Genomic DNA, 20,392 nt, shown 5'->3' on the forward strand with positions numbered 1-20,392 from the left:
GGCCGGAGTGTCGGTCGGGGGTGTCAGCCGGTGTCGGAGGCGGCCAGGACGGCCAGGCGGCGTCCGTCCGGGGAGAGTGCGGCCAGGCCGATGTCCCAGGCGACCTGCCAGTACCAGGCGGTGTCGGCGTCGAAGACGAACCAGGTGCAGGCCTGCGCGCGCGTTTCGATGGCGTCGAAGGGGGCGTCGTCGGGGCAGCCGGCGAGTGCGGCGATGGACTGCCACGCGGCGAGGCGGCCGTACGCGCCGTAGACGCCGGAGTTGTAGGCGCCGCCGTTGGCCGCGGCGCCGAACAGGATGCGCCAGGCGTGCGCGGGCGGCTGCGCGGCGATCGCCCAACCGGCGCGGTCGTGGACGCCTTCCAGGCAGGCCAGGCCCAGCGCGGGCAGCACGGCCGGCACCGCGGCGGTGTCCAGCGGGCGGGCGAAGGCGAAGACGCGGGCTTCGGCACCGCCGTTGGACTCGTCGGCCCAGTTCGCCACCGCCGCGGCGATCGCGTCGGCCACGGCAGGGGTCGTGACCTCCGTGGCGGGTGGGGTGTCCGCCGGGGCGGCGGGCGGGCGTTGCGTGTGGGCCGACGGGCCGAAGGCGATCTCGAAGCTCAAGCCGCCGACGCTGTGCACCGGCACGTCCGGCTGAGCCTCCGGCTCCCCCCGGGTCAGCGGCAGCCGGGCCAGCGGGTGGTCGCGCCACTGCGGCGACGTCAGCCACGCGGCGATCCCCGGGGTCCGGGTGACGTCCACGTCCCGCAGCACCAGCTCGTGGACCAGGCACGTGCGCAGTTCGACGGACCCGAGGCCGGGCGTGGGATCCGGCGGGGGGTCGGGGAACACCGCGGCGAGGTCCTCGGGCGGGTGGCCGGAGGCGAGCAGTGAGGCCAGGTAGCGGTCGCCCCGGCGCGGGTCGCCACCACGGCGGGCGGCGGCCAAGCGCAGCAGGAGGGTGACGCTGTCCTGACCCGGGGTGGTGCCGAGGAGGCGGACGACGTGGTCGACCGTGCTCGCGTACTGCCACACCCGCGGCTCGGTGGCGCGGGCGTCGGCCTCGGCGGCGGCCAGGGCCAGGTCCGCGACGAAGCGGACGTCGCCGTCGGAGGCCCGCTCGTTGAGTGCGGTGAGCAGGTCGCCGATGCGGTCGGTGCCCGGCAAGCCCGCCACGATGTCCGCTATCCGCTCCCCCGCCATGGCCCGAGCGTACGCGGGCCGAGGACGCGCGATCACCCGAATATCGCCGGGCGCGGCTACCCGCCGGACAATCCGGACGGGGCCGGCCCGGGGTGGGCGCGGCCCCGTCGGTGAGGCGGGCTGGGTTACGGGCGTTCGGCGGGGCTGTCCGGGCGGGCAGCGGACGCCGTGGCGGCCGATTCGGTGGCGTCGTCGCCGGTGGTACCGGTCGCCTTGGCGTCAGCCTCAGCGTCGGCGTCGGCCTTGGCTTCGGCTTCGGCCGTGGCGGGCTTCGCCGACGCGTCCGCTGGGTCGTCGGCCGGGGCCGGGTCGCCCTGCACGGCGTCGGCGGCGGTGTCCGCCTTGGCCGGATTGGCCGGAGCAGCCGGCTTGGCTGCCTTGGCGTCCTTGGCGGGCTCCTTGACGAGGCCCTGGACCGGCTCGTGCGGTTCGGCCGCGGGTGCGGTCGGCGCGGCGGTCTCGGCGACGGTGTCCGTGCCGGGGAGCGCGGTCGCGGTGTCCGGTCCGGTCGTCTCGTCGTCCGGCGCGTCCGCGTCGTCGGGCTTGCGGCCGCGGACCTTGTCGATGCCGCGGCCCGCACCCCAGGCGGTGACCCGCCACAGGGCTTCGGCGAGGATCGCGCGGCTCATCTTGCTGTTGCCGCGTTCGCGTTCGACGAAGGTGATCGGGACCTCGACCACGCGGAAGCCGTTGCGGACCGCGCGCCAGGCCAGGTCGACCTGGAAGCAGTAGCCCTGCGACGCGACCGAGTCCATGTCGATGCCGAGCAGGGTCTCCTTGCGGAACGCCCGGTAGCCGCCGGTGACGTCGCGAATGTCCAGGCCCAGCATCATCCGCGAGTAGGTGCTGCCGCCGCGGGAGATGAACTTCCGCGACGCGGGCCAGTTCACGATCGCGCCGCCCGGCACCCACCGCGAGCCCAGGACGAGGTCCGCGTCGCGGATGGCCTCCAGCAGCCGGGGCAGCTGCTCGGGCTGGTGCGAGCCGTCCGCGTCCATCTCGACGAGGATGTCGTAGCCGCGGTCGATGCCCCAGTGGAACCCGGCCAGATACGCGGCGCCGAGGCCTTCCTTGCCCTTGCGGTGCATGACCTGCACGTGCGGGTCGTTCTCGGCGATCGCGTCCGCGATGGCGCCGGTGCCGTCGGGGCTGTTGTCGTCCGCGACCAGCACGTCGACACCCGGCGCGGCGGCGCGCACCCGGGCGACGATCCCTTCGACGTTCTCCGACTCGTTGTACGTCGGGATGATGACGAGGACCTTGCCCAGGTCGCCGAACTCGGCCGCGCCGTCGGCCGGGGCTGCGGGCTCGTGGGCGCTCACATCGTCTCCTTCGTCACGCGGCCGGCCGGGACGGTCCCCGAGATACGGCGTACCCGGCCCGGGGCCGGGGCGGAGGCGGCAGGACGGTGCGGGGGCGCTGCTCCCCGTGCGTGCGTCACGTCGTGGTCTTCCTCGTCGTCTTCGTCGCCCCCGTGCCGCGCCGTGCGGCCGCGTCGGAGGCGTGGATCGCGGTGGTGCCCCGCCCCGGACACCGCCGGCCCGCGCCCCGCGGCGAACCCCGGGCACGGCCCGGCGCCGTGCGCGGCGGGAAGGCCTGTCGGCTGTGACGGTACAACGTGCGGGCCCGCCGTGGGGTTTCGCGGTACGCCACGCGCCGCGGCACCGGACCCGCCCGGCCCACCCCGCCGACGGACACGTTGGCCCGTGGAAAGGCGGCATGGTCGGTGGGGCCTTGGCGCGGCGGGAGATTGGGCCGGACCGGGCCCGCGCCGGCGCGGCAGGGCCGGGATTGCGGGCGGTGGCGGCGCAGCGGGGATCGGGCGGGTTTGGGCGGTCCCGGGCGCGACACGCCGCCGTTGCGGTGTTCGCGGCGGATGGGCGAGGTGGGGGCGTGGGGTGCGGGCGGGGTGGCGGGGGCGTGTTCGAGGGCTGGTGTCGGGTGCTCGCGTGGACCGCGCGGATGGGACAAGGCTGTTGCGTAAGTGCGCCCGAATGGAGCAACACGGAGGAGTGGTGGCCGGGTGTGGGTGGTGCGGCGCCGGTGGGGTGCGGTGTGTGCGGCGTGGGTCGGGCTGCCCGCTGTCCACCGCTGCGCCGGGCGGTCCGTCCCGCCGGACGTGGCGGCTGCGGTGCTCGGCCGACGTCGGCGGAGTCTCGGGCTGTCTTGGCGGCGCCGCGGTCGGCCCGGGGCCGGACCCGGGGGAGGTGGTGCCGGGCGGGCGGCGTCGGGATTCCCTCCGACGACCGCAGTTGCGAGGCCTCGTCGGGGGCGTCTACCTCTCCCGCCGGGCGACAGACGGATCCGGCCGGTCGTCGACGGGGCTGCATGGGTCGGCGGGAGACGCCGGAACACCGGTCCTCCGGCCTCGGGCCCCTGCTCCACGCCGCGCGGCCGTCGGCGGCTGTGCACCGGGGCGTGGCGGGCCCGAGGCCATGTGGACGGAGGCGTTCAAGGGGGCGGCGGTGGCGCGGACGACGGTGCCGTCGGCGTACGCCGGTCGTGACGGACGGGCGGGCGGGCGGGCGGGGCGCAGCGTGGACGCGGTGGGTGACGGCTCCGGCCGCCCTTGTCGCGCACGCCCCACCGGCGGCGTGACGGCGGCGCGTGACGGCGACAACCGTGCCGGGCCACGCTCGGGCCTTGCCTCCCGGGGCCTCGGGTGTGGGCCTTCCCTCGGCGGTCTGCGCCTACCGGATGCTCGGCGAATCGACGGGGAAGCAAGCGGAGGTCGGTCGTCTGGTCATCCGTTGCCCGACCGCAGACGGCCCGCAGTCGGGGTTCCGGTGTCGGGGGGGGCTGCCGTTCGGGCTGTGTGTGTGGGGCTCCCCGTGTCGGGGGTGCTGCGAGTGGGTCCCGGCCGTCCTTCGGGCCGGCCCCGGACGCCGCTGGCTGCGGGTCGCGGTGGCCGTTGTCTACTGGGCGGCCGGGTACCCACCCGGGTCGCACCGTCCGCCGGGTTCCGCCGCGCGCGTCGTGCCGGGGCGGGCGCACGGGTGCCGCCCCGGTCCGGCGCGGCCGCGCGGGGCGGCGTCCCGGGCGGTACGCGCGCGGGGCCGGGTCTGGCTGTCGGCGGCAGGTGCCGTCGGGCCCGGTGGTGCGCGTGCCGTCCGGGGGGCGTGGCCCGGTCGGTCGTCCTGCGGTGGACATGAGCGAACGTAGTGGGCCGGGCGGGCGGGGTGTCAACCGTGCCTTGACCTGCGAAGTTGTGGTGTTTCGCCTGGTCAGGCGGGTGAGGGGCGGGGCGTGCGGGTGGTGGGCGGAAGGGCATCCACCCGCCGGTCGGCGTAAGCGCCCACCCGTTCGGGGGCGGGCGGGCTGCGGGACGTGCTGCCTGGGGCGAAAGGCCGCCCGGCCTGCAGGGATCCGGGCACGCTGCCGGGCGACGAATCGGTTGCGCCGACGGGCTCGGTGGTGTTCGCTGACCGCCGACCCGACGGGCCGCCGATGCCATCCGTGTCCGTCGGCCGCCCCGAGAAGGGGTGCCCCTCGGAGCAGCCGACGGCTGTTGTCGGCGGGCCTTCGACCCGCCTGACTTTCGCGCCCTGGGGGCCTCCGTGTGGACGGTCGGGTCAGGCGGCGAGGGGCCGCCCGGCGCGGGGGCCCAATCCCCGTTCGTGCGCGTGTGCTCGTCCTGGGCCCTGCCGCGCGGCAGTAGCTCGTTGCCGCGCGGGGTCCGGTGCGCGCGGCCACAACAGCGACCTGATCGTCCGCTGGTTCGCCGATGCGTTCCGCCCCGCCTGGTCGGAGCTGTCCGCAGGACACCCGCTCGCACGGCCGCCGACCGGTCCGCGGCCGTGCGGTGTCGGTCCTGGCGGGCAGCGGCACGCGCGTCGGTGCGGCGTTCGGCTTGTGGGTTGGTCGTGGCGGGACCGTCGGCGAGGCCTCCGGCCCCGCTGCGCCCCGCCCTTCCACGCCTCCTCAGGCCACGCACCCGGTGAATGCCGGTGTCAGCCCCCCGTCCCCGCGAGCGCGCCCGGTTTCCGCGGCGGCGAGCGTGAGGCGGCGGACGGCTTCGGTGAGGGTCGGGGAGTCGAGGGTGTAGGGCAGGCGGACGTGGCGTTCGAAGGCGCCGGTGGTGCCGAAGAGGGTGCCGGGGGCCAGGCGCAGGCCGTGGCGGGCGGCGGCTTCGGACAGGACGGTGGTGGAGAGGTTGTCGGTGCGTACCCACAGGGACAGGCCGCCGGGCGGGTGGTGGTGGGTCCAGGTGGGCAGGTGGGTGGCGAGTTCGGCGGCGAGGTGGGTGCGGGCGGCGCGGACGGTGGGGATGCGGGCGTCGAGTATGGCGTCTTCGTGGTCGGCCATCAGGTAGTGGACGACGAGTTGGTCGAGGACGGGTGCGGCGACGTCGAGTCCGGCGCGGGTGGCGGTGAAGCGGCGGATGAGTTCGGGGGTGGCGCGGATCCAGCCGATGCGCAGGCCGCCCCAGAAGGACTTGGCGGCGGAGCCGAGGGTGACCACGGTGCCGGCGCGGTCGAATGCGGCGACGGGTGCGGGGTGGTCGGGGTGCGGGGGCCTGGGGGTGTCCAGGGCGAGGTCGGCGCAGGTTTCGTCGACGACGAGGACGGTGCCGGTGGCGCGGGCGGCGTCGACGAGGGCGCGGCGGGTTTCGGCGGTGGCGAGGTGGCCGGTGGGGTTCTGGTAGTCGGCGATGACGTAGGCGAGGCGGGGGCTGGCGGCGCGCAGGGCGTCGCGCCAGGCGGGCAGGTCCCAGCCGTCGTCGGCCATGGGTACCGGGACGGGGCGGCCGCCGCCGGCGCGGACGGCTTCGATGGCGTTGGCGTAGGTGGGTGATTCGACGGCGACGCGGTCGCCGGGGTGGACGAAGGTGCGCAGCAGCAGGACCCACGCGGACAGGGCGCCGGAGGTGACGAGGATCTGGTCGGGGGTGGTGGGGGCGCCGCGGCGGGTGTAGCGGGCGGCGATGGTTTCGCGCAGGAGGGGCAGGCCTGCGGGGTGGTAGCCGTGGGCGGTGGTGTAGGCGGGCAGTGCGTCGGCGGCGTCGGCGACGGCGCGGTGCAGGGGGCGGCCGGGGCCGGGGAGTGCGGCGACGCCGAGGTCGATGATGCCGGTGATGGAGGACGGGACCAGGGCGCGGGTGGGCGGTTCGGGGTGGTGGTTGGGCAGGGCGGTCCAGGAGCCGGAGCCGCGGCGGGAGACCAGGTAGCCGTCCGAGCGCAGGAGGTCGTAGGCGGCGGCGACGGTGGTGCGGGAGACGCCGAGCCGGTCGGCGAGGCCGCGTTCGGCGGGCAGGCGGGCGGTGAGCGGGACCCGGCCGTCCAGGACGAGCGCGCGGATCCGGTCGGCGAGTGCCCGGTAGGCGGGGGTGGCCGGGCCGGACGGGCCTGCCGGTGCCGGGCCGGGCAGGGAGGCGGCCGCGGTGGGGGCGGCGGTGCGCTGCCAGGGGTCGAGGAGGTCGGCGAGGCGGGTGCTGGTCACGGTCAGATGCCGACTGCTCATCAGTCCACTCCTGTGCGATTGGCTCTGGATCGACAATCCAGTTTTCCGGATTCTCGCATCAGTGGCTCTTTTTCGGGAGCCTGTTTCGGGGAGGACACGAACCGGTGGACTGGTTGCTGGCACGCCGCATCGTCCAGCTGTACGCGGGACTGGCCCTGTACGGCTTCAGCATGGCGCTCATGATCCGCGCCGGACTCGGCCTCGACCCGTGGGACGTCTTCCACCAGGGCCTGCAGGAACGCACCCCGCTCAGCTTCGGCATGGTCACCGTCGCCGTCGGCGCCGCGGTCCTGCTGCTGTGGTGGCCGATCCGCCAGCGCCCCGGCCTGGGCACGGTCTCCAACGTCGTCGTCATCGGCCTGGCCGTCGACGCGTCCCTCGCGTTCCTGCCCGACGCGCACGGGATCGGGTGGCAGGCGGTGTTCATGGTCGCGTCCGTCGTCCTGAACGCCGTGGCCGGCGGCGCGTACATCGGGGCGCGCTTCGGCCCCGGCCCCCGCGACGGCCTCATGACCGGCCTGGTCGCCCGCACCGGCCGCTCGGTACGCCTGGTCCGCACCGGCATCGAGCTCGCCGTGCTGGCCGCCGGCGTCCTCCTCGGCGGCTCCGCCGGCATCGGGACCGTCGTGTACGCCCTGGGCATCGGCCCCCTCGTCCAGGTGTTCCTGCCCCTGTTCACCGTCCCGCACGGCGACAAGGAACGCGCACGGGTCGCGCGACGCGGAGACAAACGCGCCACCGGCCCCCGCACACGGCCGCACGAGACCCCGGCGGTGGCGGCAGCCGCGAGCGCAGCCGAGTAGGCGGCGCAGCGAACCGTCCCGTGCGCGCAAGGCCGCAGTCGGCCCGGGCGCCGGGAGAACACGGCAGGGGGCGCGGATGTCCGCGCCCCCTGCCGTGTGGTTGTGCCGTGCGGGTCTACTCCGCGTCGTCCGCCCGATGGATCGTGCGCCCGCGGACGACCGTGTGCAGGCAGACCGGGAGCGGTGCGCCCGGGGTGAGGTCCGGCAGGCCGGGCGTTCCGGAGCTGGGGTCGGTGGACCACGCGGACAGGCGCGAGTCGGGGGCCTGGACGGTCAGTTCGCCGGTACGCCACACCGCGTAGGTGGCGGGGGCGCCGGGGACGAGGACGCCGTCGGCGTCCCGGCCCAGGGCGCGGTGCCCGCCGCGGGTGTGCGCGGTGAACGCGGCACGGACCGAGATCCGCTCGGCCGCGGTCCGGTGGAAGGCCGCGGCGCGGACGGCGGCCCACGGGCCCAGGGGGGTGACCGGCGCGTCCGAGCCGAACGCGAGGGGGACCCCGGCCCGGTTCAACGTGGCGAACGGGTTGAGGGCGGCCGCGCGTTCGGCGCCGAGGCGGCGGGCGTACATGCCGTCCGGGCCGCCCCACGCCGCGTCGAAACCGGGCTGGACCGACGCCACCAGGCCCAGTTCGGCGAAACCGGCCAGGGCGTCGGCCGACACCATCTCCGCGTGCTCGACCCGGTGCCGCAGCGCCCGCACCGCGGCCGCGCCGTGCCGGTCCGCGGCGGCGCGGGCTCCGGCGACCACGGCGTCGACCGCCGCGTCGCCGATGGCGTGGAAACCGGCCTGTACGCCGGCTTCGGTGCACGCGGCCACGTGCACGGCGACCTCGTCCGCGGTCAGGTACGCGCGCCCGGACGTGCCGGGGCGGTCGTCGTAGGGGGCGTGCAGGCAGGCGGTGTGCGAGCCGAGGGCGCCGTCGGCGAACAGGTCCCCGCCCAGGCCCCGGACACACATCGCGGCGGCCAGGTCCCGGGCCTCGCCCGCGGACGTGACGGCCTGGCCCCAGTACGCGTCCACGTCCGGCCCGGCGCCCTCCGCGGCGATCGCCAGCAGACCGGCCAGGTCGTCCGCGCCGGAGATGTCCGGGCCCGCGCACTCGTGCACGCCGCCGATGCCGAGCGCGGCCGCGCGGGCGAGCGCGGCACGCTGCGCCGCATCCCGCTGCGCCGGGGTGACGGCGGCGAACGCGGCGGCCCGCACCGCGTGGTGGGCTTCCCCGGTCAGGGGGCCGTCGGCGTCGAAGCCGGGCAGGCCGGCCACGTCCGGCACGAGGGCGCGCAGCGCGGGCGACGCGAGCGCGGAGTGCACGTCGACGCGCGACAGGTACACCGGGCGGCCGTCGGCGGCGCGGTCCAGTTGCGCGGCGGTCGGCAGGCCGTCGGGGAACTGCGGGTCGTCCCAGCCCTGGCCGAGCACGACCGCGCCCGCGGGCTGTGCCGCGGCGAACGCGGCGACGGCGTCCAGGGCCCGGCCGGGGGCGCAGCCGGACAGGTCGAGTCCGGTCAGGGCCAGGCCGGCGCTGGTGGTGTGGACGTGCGCGTCGACGAACGCCGGGGCGACGAGGGCGCCGCGCAGGTCGACGACCTCGTCCGCGGCGGACAGGTGCGCTTCGGCGGCGCCTTCCGCGCCGATCCAGGCGACGGTGCCGTCTTCGACCACCATGGCGGTGGCGAACGGGTCCGCGGGACTGTAGACGGCGCCGTTGCGCAGGAGGATCACGGTCATGGGGGGTAAGTCTGCCGCGTGTGGCCGCGCGTTCCCGCTACGGCCCTCCGGATCCCCGCGGCGGACGCGGATTCGGGGGGCCGCGCGCCGTCCGGCCGCGGCTACCAGGCCGGGCGTGGGTCGCGCTGGTCCGGCGGGGTCTGCCGGGGCAGCGGTCCGCCCCGGTCGGTGCGCATGAGGTATCCCGGGCTGGGCGGGAATTCGTCGGTGGGCGGGGCCGGGGAATGAAACCGCTCCGTGCCCGGGAGCGGAACTTCCACCAGCTTGCCGTCCTGGAGCATCCACAGCCCGAAGCAGTCGTCTTCCTCGTCGTGGATCAGGACCTGGACACTGCCGGGATACGGCCACGGCAGCGACTCCAGATGCCGCAGCAAACCGGTGCGGTTGCGCATCCGTATGAACTCCGTGGCCCACCCGTAGGCGAACGAGCCGCCGAACTGGCTCGCGATCGGCACGAACCGCCCGTGCCAGGTGCGTTCCTCGTCGTCTCGGGTCAGCGGCTCCATGACCTCGTCGGCATGCAAGGCAAGCACGACGACCTCGGCGATTCTGCTCATGCGGGAGTATCGCCGGGCAGGCGGCCTGCGCCGCAACCGATTTCGCCGACGCAGGGCCCGGACCCTCCGCCGATCCCCTACAGGTTCGGCGGCCGTCCCTCGTACGGTGTGCTCAGCACCACCGTCGTGCGGGTCGACACGTTCGCCGCCGCACGGATCTTCGCCAGGAGCGTCTCCAGGTCGCCCGGGGCGCCGACCCGCACCTTGAGGATGTAGCTCTCCTCGCCCGCCACGCTGTGGCAGGCCTCCACTTCGTCCAGGCCGGCCAGCCGCTCGGGCGCGTCGTCGGGGGCCGCGGGGTCGATGGGTTTGACGGAGATGAACGCCGTCAGCGGCAAGCCGAGCGCCTCCGAATCCACCACGGCCGCGTAGCCGCGGATGACCCCGCGCTGCTCGAGCCTGCGTACCCGCTGGTGCGCCGCGGACGTGGACAGGCCGGTGGCCTTGCCCACATCGGTGTAGCTCATCCGCCCGTCGCGCACCAGCAGCCGGACGATCTGTCGGTCGAGGTCCTCCACGCGCCCCAACCTAGGGCATGACCGGGCCTCTCCACCCGCTCGCCCCCGCCCCGACACCACGACCGGACCACCACCGGCCGCCGGAAACCGCGATCGGCACCGACCAATTCGCGTGTCCCCGGGACCGGCCCGTTATGCGCCACTACGCTGGATGCCCATGACGACCGCAGGCCGCCCGCCCGTGCTCGACCAGCTCGACCGCGCCCTCCAACGCGCGCTCGCCCGCGACGAAACCTCCCCCGCCCGCGCCCGCCAACTGCGCTGGGTCGCCGGCGAACTGCGCCGCGCCCTGGACACCGACGGCTTCCCCGAACAGGCCCGCGACTCCCTCACCGACCTGTTCAAAGCCGGCCCCCTCACCGCGTACGTCACCCTTGCCTCCCGCGGCGACCTGCGCACCCGCGCCGCCCCCGGCAGCCCCGCCTCCACCAACGCCAGCATCCGCATCCGCCTGGACTGCCTCGACATCCTCGCCCGCGCCGGCACCGTCCCCATCGAAGCCCCCGAACGCCCCGCCCTCCCCGAACCCAAAACCCCCGTCGGCCCCCGCCAGCGCTCCCTCCTGCACGGCTGGCTCGAAGCCGGCGCCGACCGACCCGGCGCCGACCCCGGCCGCGTCCGCCTCTTCGCCCTCATCGGCGTCGTCCTCGACACCGGCGCCCGCGCCGGCGAACTGTGCGCCCTGCGCACCCGCGACCTCACCGCGGACCTCGCCACCGTCACCATCGTCCGCAAACCCCAGGCCCGCTCCATCGCCCCACCGGTCACCGAACACCACCACCTGACCGCCCCCACCCGCATCGCCCTGCGCCAATGGCTCACCGTCCGCGAGGACCTCATCCGCGAAGTCCAAGGCACCGCCACCGCCTTGTGGGTCTCCGTACGCGGCAATCACGCCGGCCTCCTCGACGCCGCAGGCCAAGCCCAACTCCGGCCCGCCGGAATGCCGTTGATGCCCCGCGGCCTCGCCCGCGCCTACACCCGCACCGTCGTCCAGGTCAACGCCGACATGCTCGGCCAACCCGGCTGGGAACCCCTCCCCTACCGCCTCGAACAACTCCGCCGCGCCATCGACCCCCACCCCGAACCCGAGACGGAACCCACACCCCCGCCGACCGGAAAGACCCGCAAGACAGCCAAGACCGCCCCCTGACCGAACCCGGCCGCAAGCCCCCTCCCGTCACCGGCCCGCCCGGGCCGACCCACCCGCCGTGCCCGCCGCGCAACTGTCCGCTGTCACCCGCACGTTCGTCCCCGCCAGGGGCTGCACAGCAGCCCACCCCGGGGGCTATGGTCGGCGCAGCGGCACCACCGAGGCCCGCCGGACGAACGGGCCTCCTCCGCGGACGCGACAGGGGGGAACCACCCGCATGAGCAGCATCGCCCTGGACATCCGCGACGCGGCCGACCACCCCGACACCCCGCCCGCCGGCCCGGCCCCCGCACCGGACGACGACGTCACCGCCAGACCCGCCACCCCGGCCGCCCGCACCGCACCTGCCCGGGTCCGCTGCGCCCACTGCGGCACCGTCCTGGCCACCGACCCGGACCGGCCCACGGACGCACGCGAGGCGACGGACACGGCAGGGGACTTCGCCGATCCCGACGTCGAACCCGACGACAACGGCTCCGCGCCGCCCGCCGAAGAAACCTCCGGACGTCGGACGGCCCCAGGGGCACGCGCCGAAGAAGCGGCCCCGACGGCGATCCCCGTCCACGCCCTCGACCCGGCCCCGGCCACCCCCTTCACCGTCATGACCTGCCCCGGCAGCGGCCGCGGCGCCGACCCGCGCACCGGCGACGTCCCCGAGACCACGCCCGACCCGGCCCCGGCACCCGCCACCGCACTGCCGCCCGGACTCCACTGGCGCGGCCAGCCGTTCTCACACCGCGGCTACTGACCGCCCGCGGCGACGGCACCCGGACACGAACCCGCGCCCCCGCACGACCCCGCCGGGCCGGTGCCGCCGCGACGGCTATATTCACCGCGTGGACGCCACCCCCCAGCCCGGCACCGACCTCGACCCCGCCGAGTTCACCGCCGCCATCGAGGACTTCAACCGCGTCTACATCCGCCTGCCCGCACTCGAACAGCATCCGTTCACCACCTTGTCCGTCCTGGACACGCTCGCCACCGCCGAGCGCCCGCTGCGCCTGACCGAACTGCTGCGCACCGAGCAGATGACACAGCCGGGCATCACCCAGCTCGTCACCCGCCTGGAACGCGAAGGGCTCGTGGAGCGCCGCCCGGATCCCACGGACAAACGCGCCGTCCTCGTGCACATCACCGACGCCGGACGCGGCATCGGCCGGTCCCGCACCGCGGACCGCACCCGCCACCTGACCCCGCTGCTGGCCGCACTCACACCCGCGGAACGCGCCGCCCTCGCCGCCGCCTTGCCGGCCCTCACCCGGCTGGCCGCACTCGGCCGGGAACGCGGCTGAACACCGTGCATGCACCCACCCGGCCCGGCACAGCCCCGGCGGCGCAGCCGGGGGTTGGCTAGGGTGCCGGTCCCATGACCACGAACACCGCATCCGGCACCCCACCCCGTGCCGGGACCGACCCGCAGCTGGCCGTCACCGCGGCCCTCGCGGGCGCCGACATCGTCCGGTCGCTGTGCGGCACGCACGTGTCCCGGGTCGACAAGGGCGCCGGAGACTTCGCCACCGCGGCCGACATGGCGGCCGAACGGGCCATCGTCGACCTGCTGCGCAGCGCACGCCCCGACGACGCGGTCACCGGCGAGGAATCCGGCCGCACCGGAGCCGACCGTGCGGAACGCCGCTGGCTCGTCGATCCGCTGTGCGGCACGCTCAACTACGCGGCGGGCAACCTGGCGGTCGCGGTCAACGTCGCACTGCGCACCGGCGACCGCACGACCGCGGCCGCGGTCGCCGACCCGTTCACCGGGGACGTGTTCTGGACGGACGGGACCGGCGCGTACGTCCGCCGCGGCGCAGCGGCGACGTTCGGCACTTCGGCAACTGCGGGCGGCGGCGCTTCCGAGACGGCGGTGCCGTCGCCCGGCACGTGCCTGGTCGATGTGAACCTCGACCCGCCGTTCCCGCACGCCCCCGCGTTCCGCGGCGTCGACCTGCTGGCCGCGCCGGGGTTCGCCGCCCGGTTCCGGCCGCGCGTGGTCTCCACGACGCTGGCGGTGGCATGGGTGGCGTCGGGGCAGCGCGCCGGTTATGTCACCGACGGCGGCGACCTGCGCGGCAGCGTCCACTTCGCTGCGGGGATCGCCATGTGCGAGGCGGCGGGCTGCGTCGTGACCGGTATCGACGGCCGCCCCTTCGGCACGAGCACGGGCGGCCTGATCGCCGCCGCGGACGCCGACACGCACGCCGCGCTCGTCGAGGCCATCCGCAGCGGGGAGCGCCGCCGGTCGGGCGCGTAGAGTCGTCGGCCGGGGAACGCGGGGGCGTGCTACGCCTCGATCATGAGGGCGATGCCGTCTGGCAGCGGCTTGAGACCGAGGGCGAGCAGGCGTCGAAGTCGAGGTCGTAGCCCTCGGGCGGCGGCCACCGGGCGGCGCTCGCCGGGTACGAGGAACGCATGCGGCCCGTCGTCGCCGGCGACCAAGCCCTCGCCACCGAGAACCTCGGCGGGACCGCTGCCGAAGGAACGCGCCACGAGCGTGATCACGCTCGACGACTGAAGCCCCGCGACGGACACCGGCCATGCGGCCGCGCCACCCTGTGGGGGAATGGGCCGTCAGGCGGGCTGCCTGGTGGGTGCCGGCCCGGGGACCGTGCGGGCCGTGCCGGTCTCGCGGAGGATCAGCAGGCCGGTGCCGGTGATCAGCACCGCGGTCAGGCCGTGGATGCCCAATCCGGCGGCGAGCGAACCGTGGTGGGCCAGGACGTTGATCATGTCGCCGAACGGGGCGACCGCCTCCATGAGCAGGACCCAGCCCAGGGCGCGGCGGTGGCCCGTCACCAACAGGATGCCGACGACCAGGCCCATCGCGAGTTCGCGGGTGCCCTTCATGACGAGGTAGCCGTCGCCGCCGCCTCCGGGCCACTTCGGTAGGCCGACGCCCTGCGTGGACGTTTCCGGGGCCAGGATGAAGGACAGCCCGAGATAGAGGGCGAACAGGGCGGTGGCGGTGGCCAGGACGGTGTTGAGGGTCTTCGGCGACATGGTGCTTCTCCTTCGGCGTTCGGACGGGGCAGGGGCGTGCGGAGCGGTGTTCCGTGAGGGTGGCGTCCGCCTCACGATCCGGCGCCGCCCGGGGTGAGGATTTCCATGAGGTGCCCGTCGGGGTCGTGGAAGTACGTGCCCCTGCGGCCTTCGGTGTGGGTGCTGCGGTAGATCCGCCCGATCCCTTGGCAGGCGGGATCGCTGTAGTGGGTGATTCCGCCGCGTCGGAGGCGGGCGAGGGCAGCGTCGAACTCCCGCTCGCCGAGCATGAACGCGTAGTGGTGCGGCTCGAACGCGTCGAGTCGGTCGTAGTCCAGGCTGATGCTGTTGGCCAGCGCGACCGGCGTGAAGTGCGCCATCGGCGGATCGACACGCAGGCCGAGGATGCCGGCCAGGAACCGCGCCGAGGCCTGCGGGTCACGGGCGGGGACGATGGTGTGGTGCAGTGCCACGGCCACGGGGGGCTCCTTGGGATGGGGGGATCAGCTCGAAGTCGGCGCTCCGCGGGCGGTGCGGCGCCGGGCATCGGTCACCGCGGTCGCCATCCATCGGCCGCCAACGACGCCAACAAGCGTTGGCCAACGTTTGTTGGCAAACGTAGGGCGGCGGATCTGGACTGTCAACACCCGTTGGCCTACATTCGTTGGCATGACCGGCAGCACGGAGAACCAGCAGGCCACCCGGCGTTCCGACGCCACCCGCGCCGCGATCCTCGCCGCGGCCCGCGAACGGTTCGCGGCGGACGGCTACGAGAAAGCGACCATCCGAGCCATCGCACGCGACGCAACGATCGACCCGTCGATGGTGATGCGCTACTACGGCAGCAAAGCCGACCTGTTCGTCGCCGCAGTCGCGATCGACCCCCGCCTGCCGAGCCTGCCCGTCGAACCACACGACACGATCGGCCGCACGCTGGCGCGCCACTTCCTCACCCTGTGGGAGGAGAACGAGGAACTCACCGCGCTCATGCGCGTCGGCGTCACCGACCCGACCGCCGCCGACCGCATGCAGAGCGTGCTGCGCGACCAGTTGACCCCCCTGGCCCGGAAGGTCGGCCCTGCGCCGGACCAGGCCTCGGCGCGGGCGGCCCTGTGCGCCTCGGCCGTGCTGGGACTCGCACTGACGCGCTACGTCCTACGGTTCCCTGCCAGCGTCGAACTCGACCGCGAAGAGATCGTGGACTGGCTCGGACCCACGATCCAGCGGTACCTCACCGACCCCACGCCCTGAACAGCGCGCAGCTCCACACCAGCCAACGTGCGGCCGGAAACCCTCGGGATGTTGCGGGGGACGGCCCGGCAGGGACGGCCATGGCCGCCGGCACTCAGGACGGGGCCGACACACCGGCGAGGACGAGCGTCGCGGAGGATCGGTCCAGGTAGGCGGCTGCCCCGTTGGACGACCACTGGGCGGGCGCGGGGACGAGCGCTCGCAACGCGGCAGGCATCTCGAGCAGTTCGGGTGCGCCGGTCGGCTGCCACGGGCCCCAGGCGTCCGCGGCGTCGGGGTCCGCGAGACGGACGACGCCGTAGAACACCCAGTCGTGCGGGCCCGGCACCGACACCCGGGACGTGCCGGGCGTGCCGAGGGCCTGGACGCACCATGTGGCGGACGCCAGCGGCCCCATGGGTCGGACCCGAGCCGCCAAGTCCGATGCGTCGGAACTCAGCGGCGCACAGCGGTGCGCCGCCTGCTCGGCGTCGGCATCCGACGAACCTCCGAAGCTGTCGTACGCGATGAGCACGCCCGCCAGCACGGCGAGCCCTCCCGTGACCGCTGCCGCCTTGCTCCTCCGCCGAGCCACATGCACGCGCCGCCCCGCTCCCACGTCGACACCGACGCCCGAGTCTGTCGCCGGAACTTCCCGCCCACATCCGACTTCGGACGTACTTCCTCCGGCGGGGGCGCAGGAGATGGCGCGGTAAATAAGGAATGGACGCCCCACACCCGAGAGTGCAAATATATGCCGCATGACGCATGATCATGCATCCTCTGGGGAGGCCTCCCCGCCCGGCACGGGCCCGCTGACCTGGCCGACAGGCTTCCGCGCCTACACCGGGCACGGCGGTCTGCGCGCGCACGGCGACGACATCTCGGTCGTCGTCTCCGACCGGCCCGCCGTCAGCGCGGCCGTGTTCACCCAAAGCCTGTTCGCCGGACCCGCCGTCGTCCTCAGCCGCACCCACGCCGCCGGACAGCGCCTGCGCGCGGTCACCACACTCGCACAGAACGCCAACGTCGCCACCGGACGCCAAGGACACGAAAACGCCGCCGAAGTCGTCCGCCGCGTCGCCGCCATCGCCCAGGTCCCCGACGACGAAATCCTCATCGGCTCCACCGGCGTCATCGGACGCCCCCTGCCGATGGACACCATCCGCGCCCACTTCGACACCGCCGCCGCACCCGGCCTCGCCGCCTTCACCGCCGCACCCCTGGACGTGGCCCGCGCGATGATGACCACCGACACCCGACCCAAAACCGCCGAACGCACCGTCGGCCAAGCCCGCATCGTCGGCGTCGCCAAAGGCGTCGGCATGCTCGAACCGAACATGGCGACCATGCTCGCCTACCTCGTCACCGACGCCGAACTGCCGCCCGCCGACCTGGACATGGCGCTGCGCACCGCCGTCGACCGCACGTTCAACTGCCTGAGCGTCGACACCGACACCTCCACATCCGACACAGTGACGGTGATCGCCAACGGCGCCGCCGGCCCCGTCGACCCGGCCGCCTTCGCCGCCGCACTCGCCGACCTGTGCCTGGACCTCACCCTCCAACTCGCCCGCGACGGCGAAGGCGCCACCAAGCTCCTGCGCGTCACCGTCACCGGCGGCCGCGACCACACCCAGGCCAAACGCATCGCCAAGAGCGTGGTGAACTCGCCCCTGGTCAAGACCGCCGTACACGGCGCCGACCCGAACTGGGGCCGCGTGGTCATGGCGATCGGCAAGAACACCGACGACACCGACATCGTGCCGGGCAACGTCACCGTCCGGTTCGGCGACGTCGAGGTATACCCGGAAGAACCGGCACCCGGCACCCTCGACACACTCGCCGCGATCATGCGCCAGCCCCAGGTCGACATCGGCATCACCCTCGGCATCGCAGACGGGGAAGCAACCGTGTACGGCTGCGACTTGTCGGCCGGCTACGTCCGCGTCAACGCGGACTACACGAGCTGACCACGCCCAGCAGTCCACCGGAACACCGGCCGGTCGCCGGGCCGGGCCGGGTCACTTCGGAGCTTTCCTGCGGATCATCGTGCGGACGGATGATCCACACCGCCACCGCCGGCACCGCCGGCGTGCCGTCCGGGACCCGAGAAGTTTCGCGATGGCGGCGATGGCGCGGCCGGGGTCGGGCAGGGTCGCGGACGGCCTGGATGACCTCAGGGGTGGCTACCGTGGGCCGCCCCCCCGGCCCGTCCGCCGGCGCGCGGGCGCGGCTGCCGAATATGTCGCGGCGCCGGTTGCCGTGCTGGTCCCGGCGCCGGCGTCCGTGCCTCTCACCCACGCCGCGGCCCTTCCCTTGGCCGGCCTGACAGCCTGGCAGGCCGTCTTCGAACACGGGAAGGTGACCGCGGGTCAGCGCATGCTCGTCAACGGCGCGGGGGGAGGGGTCGGCAGCTTCGTGGTACAGCTCGCCAAGCATGCCGGCGCCGAGGTGATCGCCACGGCCGGCGCCCGCAGCACCGAAGCGGTTCGGCGCCACGGGGCGGACCACGTGATCGACTACACGGCCAAGCCGGTCGCGGACGCGCTCGACGACCCGGTGGACACTCTGCTCAACCTCGTTCCCCTCAGCCCCCACGACGCCGCGGCATTGGCATCCGCGGTACGGCCGGGCGGGCGGATCGTCTCGATCGCGACCCCCGTCGAACCACCCGCCGAATCCGGGGTGGCGGCGATGCACATGGTCGCGCGCAACGATGTGACACACCTGGCGGCGCTCGTGGCACTTGTCGACGCAGGGAACGTCACCCTAGACATCAGCGCATCCCGCCCGCTGACCGACCTCGCGGATGTCCACCGCCTCAGCGAAGCCGGCCGAGTCCGCGGAAAGGTCCTCATCATCCCCTGAAACCGGCGCCCTTCTGCCGAGACGTCGATGCGCCCGGCCGGCGGGGAAATCCGCATCGTGTCCAGCCGGCGACGGTCCTTCGACCCGACACGAAGATCAAGCCCGGCCGGGTCTCACATGGAGTCGGCGTATGCGGCCTCGGATCCTCGGATCGACGGCCACGGTGACCCGTTGGGCCCCGCGCAGTACGCTCCTTTGATGATCACTCCCCCTGTCCACCCGCGACCGGCCCCCGGGGCAACTTCGAGCCGCGCGGGGCGCTGACATGCCGCCCTTCATCTACCGCATCACCCCGTACGACCCCGCCGACCGCAACCAGCACGGTCGCCCCCGCGAACTCCGCGGGGCCTTTCCCGACCTCGACGCCGCGGTCACCGCCTGCCTCGGTGCGCTGGGTGAGTTCGTCCGCGACATCGGCGCCGACGAACTGACGATCGACAACCCGATGCTGGACGGGTTCGCGTACTTCCACCCGCACAGCGGAACAGAGGACCACGGCCTTGCCGGCCTGTTCCCGGAAGACCATCGCGGCTACCACGACGGTGCCCGTGTCCACAGCGCCGTCGCCATGGGTCTGGTCCGCACCATGTTGCGGCGCATCGGCGCCTGGTGCCGCCTGCACACTGACGACGAATTCTTCGTCCACGTCGGACCCGACCTCGACATGTACATCGGCAGCGACCGCCGCCGCGATGCGGCGGCCGCGCGCGCCCGCGGACTCGGAGTGCGTGTCAGCCACACCGACACGTCGCCATACGACCCGGCAACCGATCAAGCCGACGAACAGCCCGCGGCCGACGACGCGTTCTGGGCCCGACTCACACGCCTTGCCGACGAACACGCAGGGGTGCTGCTGGAAGAGTGCTACGTGCGCAACGCGTCACGCTGGCACCGCCTCACCTCCACCAACATCGAAACCGTGCGGGCGAAGCTCTCCCCGCGCGCACGCCTCGCCGCGTGGCCGGACTTCACCGACGAAACCGGCGCCGCTCGCGCTGTGCCGAGCCGCGCCGGTCGGCTCGAACTCCTCGTCGTGCAGCAGCACAACGGCCGGGTTTTCACCAGGATCGCCGAGCCGTGGATGTTCACCCCGGACAACCGTGCGCGTACGTTTGTGCAAGGGGACCTGTCGACCGTGGTTCCTTTGCTGCCCGCCGAGCGGCATCCGCTGCTCGCAGCTGTGCTGCCCGACGCCGACGGCGTCGTGCGGGCCCGATGGCGGACGAACCCGACGCGCGCCGACGAACGCCGGGCGTACCTGCGGACCCTGCGCCGCGGCGAGATCCGCGCCGGCGTGGTCGCCGCGACGCCGCAGTTCGGGGTGTTCGTCGAGTTGGAGGGCTCGCGAGGCGAACCCATCGGGTTCATCAACATCCCCGAGCTCACCTGGGAGCACATCGACCACCCGTCCCAAGCCGTCCAGGTCGACCAGCAGATCCGCGTCGAAGTGCTGGGAGTGGACCTGGAACGCGAACAAGTCGCGCTCTCCCTCAAAGCGCTGCAACCGGATCCGTGGCAGCTCTGGGCCGACACCATCCGCACAGGACAGGTCATCCCCGGCACCGTCACCAAACTGGTCCCGTTCGGCGTCTTCGTCCGCGTGGCCAGGGGCATCGAAGGGCTGGTCCCCCTCACCGAACTCGCAGCGCACGACGTCGCGTCGCCCGAAGACATCGTCCGACCAGGCGACGAGATCCTCGTCAGGATCACCGAGATCGACCGTCAGCACCGCCGCATCAGCTTGTCACTGCGTCGAGCGGACCCGAGTTTCGAACCGTCGTCTCCGACCCCGACAAGCGATCCTGCACGCCCCAGCGATCCTGCACGCCCCGACACAGCTCAGGTGCGGAGCGGCCCTGCTCCGCGAGGTGCCTGAGACCGGAGTGCCGCAGCTCGTGCCGTGTGCAGCCC

At 74.2% G+C, this 20,392-nt stretch carries 18 protein-coding genes and 1 pseudogene; 9 read left to right on the plus strand and 10 right to left on the minus strand.

What is annotated here, in order from left to right:
• Positions 1 to 23: 23 nt before the first annotated feature.
• The 3 genes and pseudogenes from ACPA54_RS04810 to yczR form a co-directional block, all read right to left on the minus strand.
• A complete protein-coding gene (locus ACPA54_RS04810) occupies positions 24 to 1,184 on the minus strand; it encodes a DUF6183 family protein (RefSeq protein ID WP_423527094.1) in 1,161 nt (386 codons plus the stop codon).
• 545 nt (positions 1,185 to 1,729) lie between these two features.
• A pseudogene (locus ACPA54_RS04815) lies at positions 1,730 to 2,506 on the minus strand (polyprenol monophosphomannose synthase); the annotation flags it as partial.
• A 2,599-nt stretch (positions 2,507 to 5,105) separates the two neighbouring features.
• The gene (gene yczR, locus ACPA54_RS04820; RefSeq protein ID WP_423527096.1) at positions 5,106 to 6,644 is read right to left on the minus strand and encodes a MocR-like transcription factor YczR; all 1,539 of its coding nucleotides are present in this window, start codon (positions 6,642 to 6,644) and stop codon (positions 5,106 to 5,108) included.
• A gap of 170 nt (positions 6,645 to 6,814) precedes the next feature.
• Here yczR and yczE point away from each other — a divergent pair, with 170 nt between their 5' ends.
• Positions 6,815 to 7,447 carry a membrane protein YczE gene (yczE, locus tag ACPA54_RS04825; RefSeq protein ID WP_423527821.1) on the plus strand — a complete coding sequence of 211 codons (633 nt, stop codon included), beginning with the start codon at positions 6,815 to 6,817 and terminating at the stop codon, positions 7,445 to 7,447.
• Positions 7,448 to 7,562: 115 nt separating this feature from the next.
• Here yczE and ACPA54_RS04830 read toward each other — a convergent pair whose 3' ends face one another.
• The 3 genes from ACPA54_RS04830 to ACPA54_RS04840 all read right to left on the minus strand — a co-directional run bounded on the left by ACPA54_RS04830 (position 7,563) and on the right by ACPA54_RS04840 (position 10,251).
• Positions 7,563 to 9,176, minus strand: a complete 1,614-nt coding sequence (locus ACPA54_RS04830) for an amidohydrolase (RefSeq protein WP_423527098.1) — start codon at positions 9,174 to 9,176, stop codon at positions 7,563 to 7,565.
• A gap of 101 nt (positions 9,177 to 9,277) precedes the next feature.
• The gene (locus ACPA54_RS04835) at positions 9,278 to 9,733 is read right to left on the minus strand and encodes a hypothetical protein (protein ID WP_423527100.1); all 456 of its coding nucleotides are present in this window, start codon (positions 9,731 to 9,733) and stop codon (positions 9,278 to 9,280) included.
• A gap of 77 nt (positions 9,734 to 9,810) precedes the next feature.
• A complete protein-coding gene (locus ACPA54_RS04840) occupies positions 9,811 to 10,251 on the minus strand; it encodes an Lrp/AsnC family transcriptional regulator (protein WP_423527102.1) in 441 nt (146 codons plus the stop codon).
• 157 nt (positions 10,252 to 10,408) lie between these two features.
• Between ACPA54_RS04840 and ACPA54_RS04845 the strand changes: the two genes are divergently transcribed.
• The 4 genes from ACPA54_RS04845 to ACPA54_RS04860 all read left to right on the plus strand — a co-directional run bounded on the left by ACPA54_RS04845 (position 10,409) and on the right by ACPA54_RS04860 (position 13,655).
• Positions 10,409 to 11,404 carry a hypothetical protein gene (locus tag ACPA54_RS04845; protein WP_423527104.1) on the plus strand — a complete coding sequence of 332 codons (996 nt, stop codon included), beginning with the start codon at positions 10,409 to 10,411 and terminating at the stop codon, positions 11,402 to 11,404.
• Positions 11,405 to 11,621: 217 nt separating this feature from the next.
• A complete protein-coding gene (locus ACPA54_RS04850; protein ID WP_423527106.1) occupies positions 11,622 to 12,152 on the plus strand; it encodes a hypothetical protein in 531 nt (176 codons plus the stop codon).
• A gap of 88 nt (positions 12,153 to 12,240) precedes the next feature.
• A complete protein-coding gene (locus ACPA54_RS04855) occupies positions 12,241 to 12,696 on the plus strand; it encodes a MarR family winged helix-turn-helix transcriptional regulator (protein WP_423527107.1) in 456 nt (151 codons plus the stop codon).
• A 74-nt stretch (positions 12,697 to 12,770) separates the two neighbouring features.
• On the plus strand, positions 12,771 to 13,655 hold the full coding sequence (locus ACPA54_RS04860) for an inositol monophosphatase family protein (protein ID WP_423527109.1): 885 nt from the start codon (positions 12,771 to 12,773) through the stop codon (positions 13,653 to 13,655).
• A 29-nt stretch (positions 13,656 to 13,684) separates the two neighbouring features.
• On the opposite strand, the gene ACPA54_RS04865 is transcribed toward ACPA54_RS04860, so the two are convergent.
• The 3 genes from ACPA54_RS04865 to ACPA54_RS04875 all read right to left on the minus strand — a co-directional run bounded on the left by ACPA54_RS04865 (position 13,685) and on the right by ACPA54_RS04875 (position 14,859).
• A complete protein-coding gene (locus tag ACPA54_RS04865; protein WP_423527111.1) occupies positions 13,685 to 13,903 on the minus strand; it encodes a hypothetical protein in 219 nt (72 codons plus the stop codon).
• A gap of 69 nt (positions 13,904 to 13,972) precedes the next feature.
• Entirely contained in the window at positions 13,973 to 14,401 is a 429-nt protein-coding gene (locus tag ACPA54_RS04870) for a DUF4267 domain-containing protein (protein WP_423527112.1), read from the minus strand.
• Positions 14,402 to 14,472: 71 nt separating this feature from the next.
• The gene (locus ACPA54_RS04875; RefSeq protein WP_423527114.1) at positions 14,473 to 14,859 is read right to left on the minus strand and encodes a VOC family protein; all 387 of its coding nucleotides are present in this window, start codon (positions 14,857 to 14,859) and stop codon (positions 14,473 to 14,475) included.
• Positions 14,860 to 15,049: 190 nt separating this feature from the next.
• On the opposite strand from ACPA54_RS04875, the gene ACPA54_RS04880 reads away from it, so the two are divergent.
• Positions 15,050 to 15,631, plus strand: a complete 582-nt coding sequence (locus tag ACPA54_RS04880) for a TetR/AcrR family transcriptional regulator (protein ID WP_423527116.1) — start codon at positions 15,050 to 15,052, stop codon at positions 15,629 to 15,631.
• Between the two features lie 94 nt (positions 15,632 to 15,725).
• Here the strand turns inward: ACPA54_RS04880 and ACPA54_RS04885 are convergent, their stop codons facing one another.
• Positions 15,726 to 16,157 (minus strand): hypothetical protein, encoded by a 432-nt coding sequence (locus tag ACPA54_RS04885; protein WP_423527117.1) that lies wholly within the window; start codon positions 16,155 to 16,157, stop codon positions 15,726 to 15,728.
• 214 nt (positions 16,158 to 16,371) lie between these two features.
• Here ACPA54_RS04885 and argJ point away from each other — a divergent pair, with 214 nt between their 5' ends.
• The 3 genes from argJ (at position 16,372) to ACPA54_RS04900 (ending at position 20,357) form a co-directional block, all read left to right on the plus strand.
• Positions 16,372 to 17,583: a bifunctional glutamate N-acetyltransferase/amino-acid acetyltransferase ArgJ gene (argJ, locus tag ACPA54_RS04890; RefSeq protein WP_423527119.1), complete on the plus strand. Its 1,212-nt coding sequence runs from the start codon at positions 16,372 to 16,374 to the stop codon at positions 17,581 to 17,583.
• A gap of 151 nt (positions 17,584 to 17,734) precedes the next feature.
• Positions 17,735 to 18,481, plus strand: coding sequence for an NADP-dependent oxidoreductase (locus ACPA54_RS04895; protein WP_423527121.1), 747 nt, complete (start codon positions 17,735 to 17,737; stop codon positions 18,479 to 18,481).
• Positions 18,482 to 18,746: 265 nt separating this feature from the next.
• Complete coding sequence (locus ACPA54_RS04900) at positions 18,747 to 20,357, plus strand: S1 RNA-binding domain-containing protein (RefSeq protein ID WP_423527123.1); 1,611 nt, start codon at positions 18,747 to 18,749, stop codon at positions 20,355 to 20,357.
• The last annotated feature ends 35 nt before the right edge of the window (positions 20,358 to 20,392 follow it).

Origin of the sequence: Uniformispora flossi (assembly GCF_049534875.1) — a bacterium.
GTDB classification, from domain to species: Bacteria; Actinomycetota; Actinomycetes; order Streptomycetales; family Streptomycetaceae; genus Yinghuangia; species Yinghuangia aomiensis.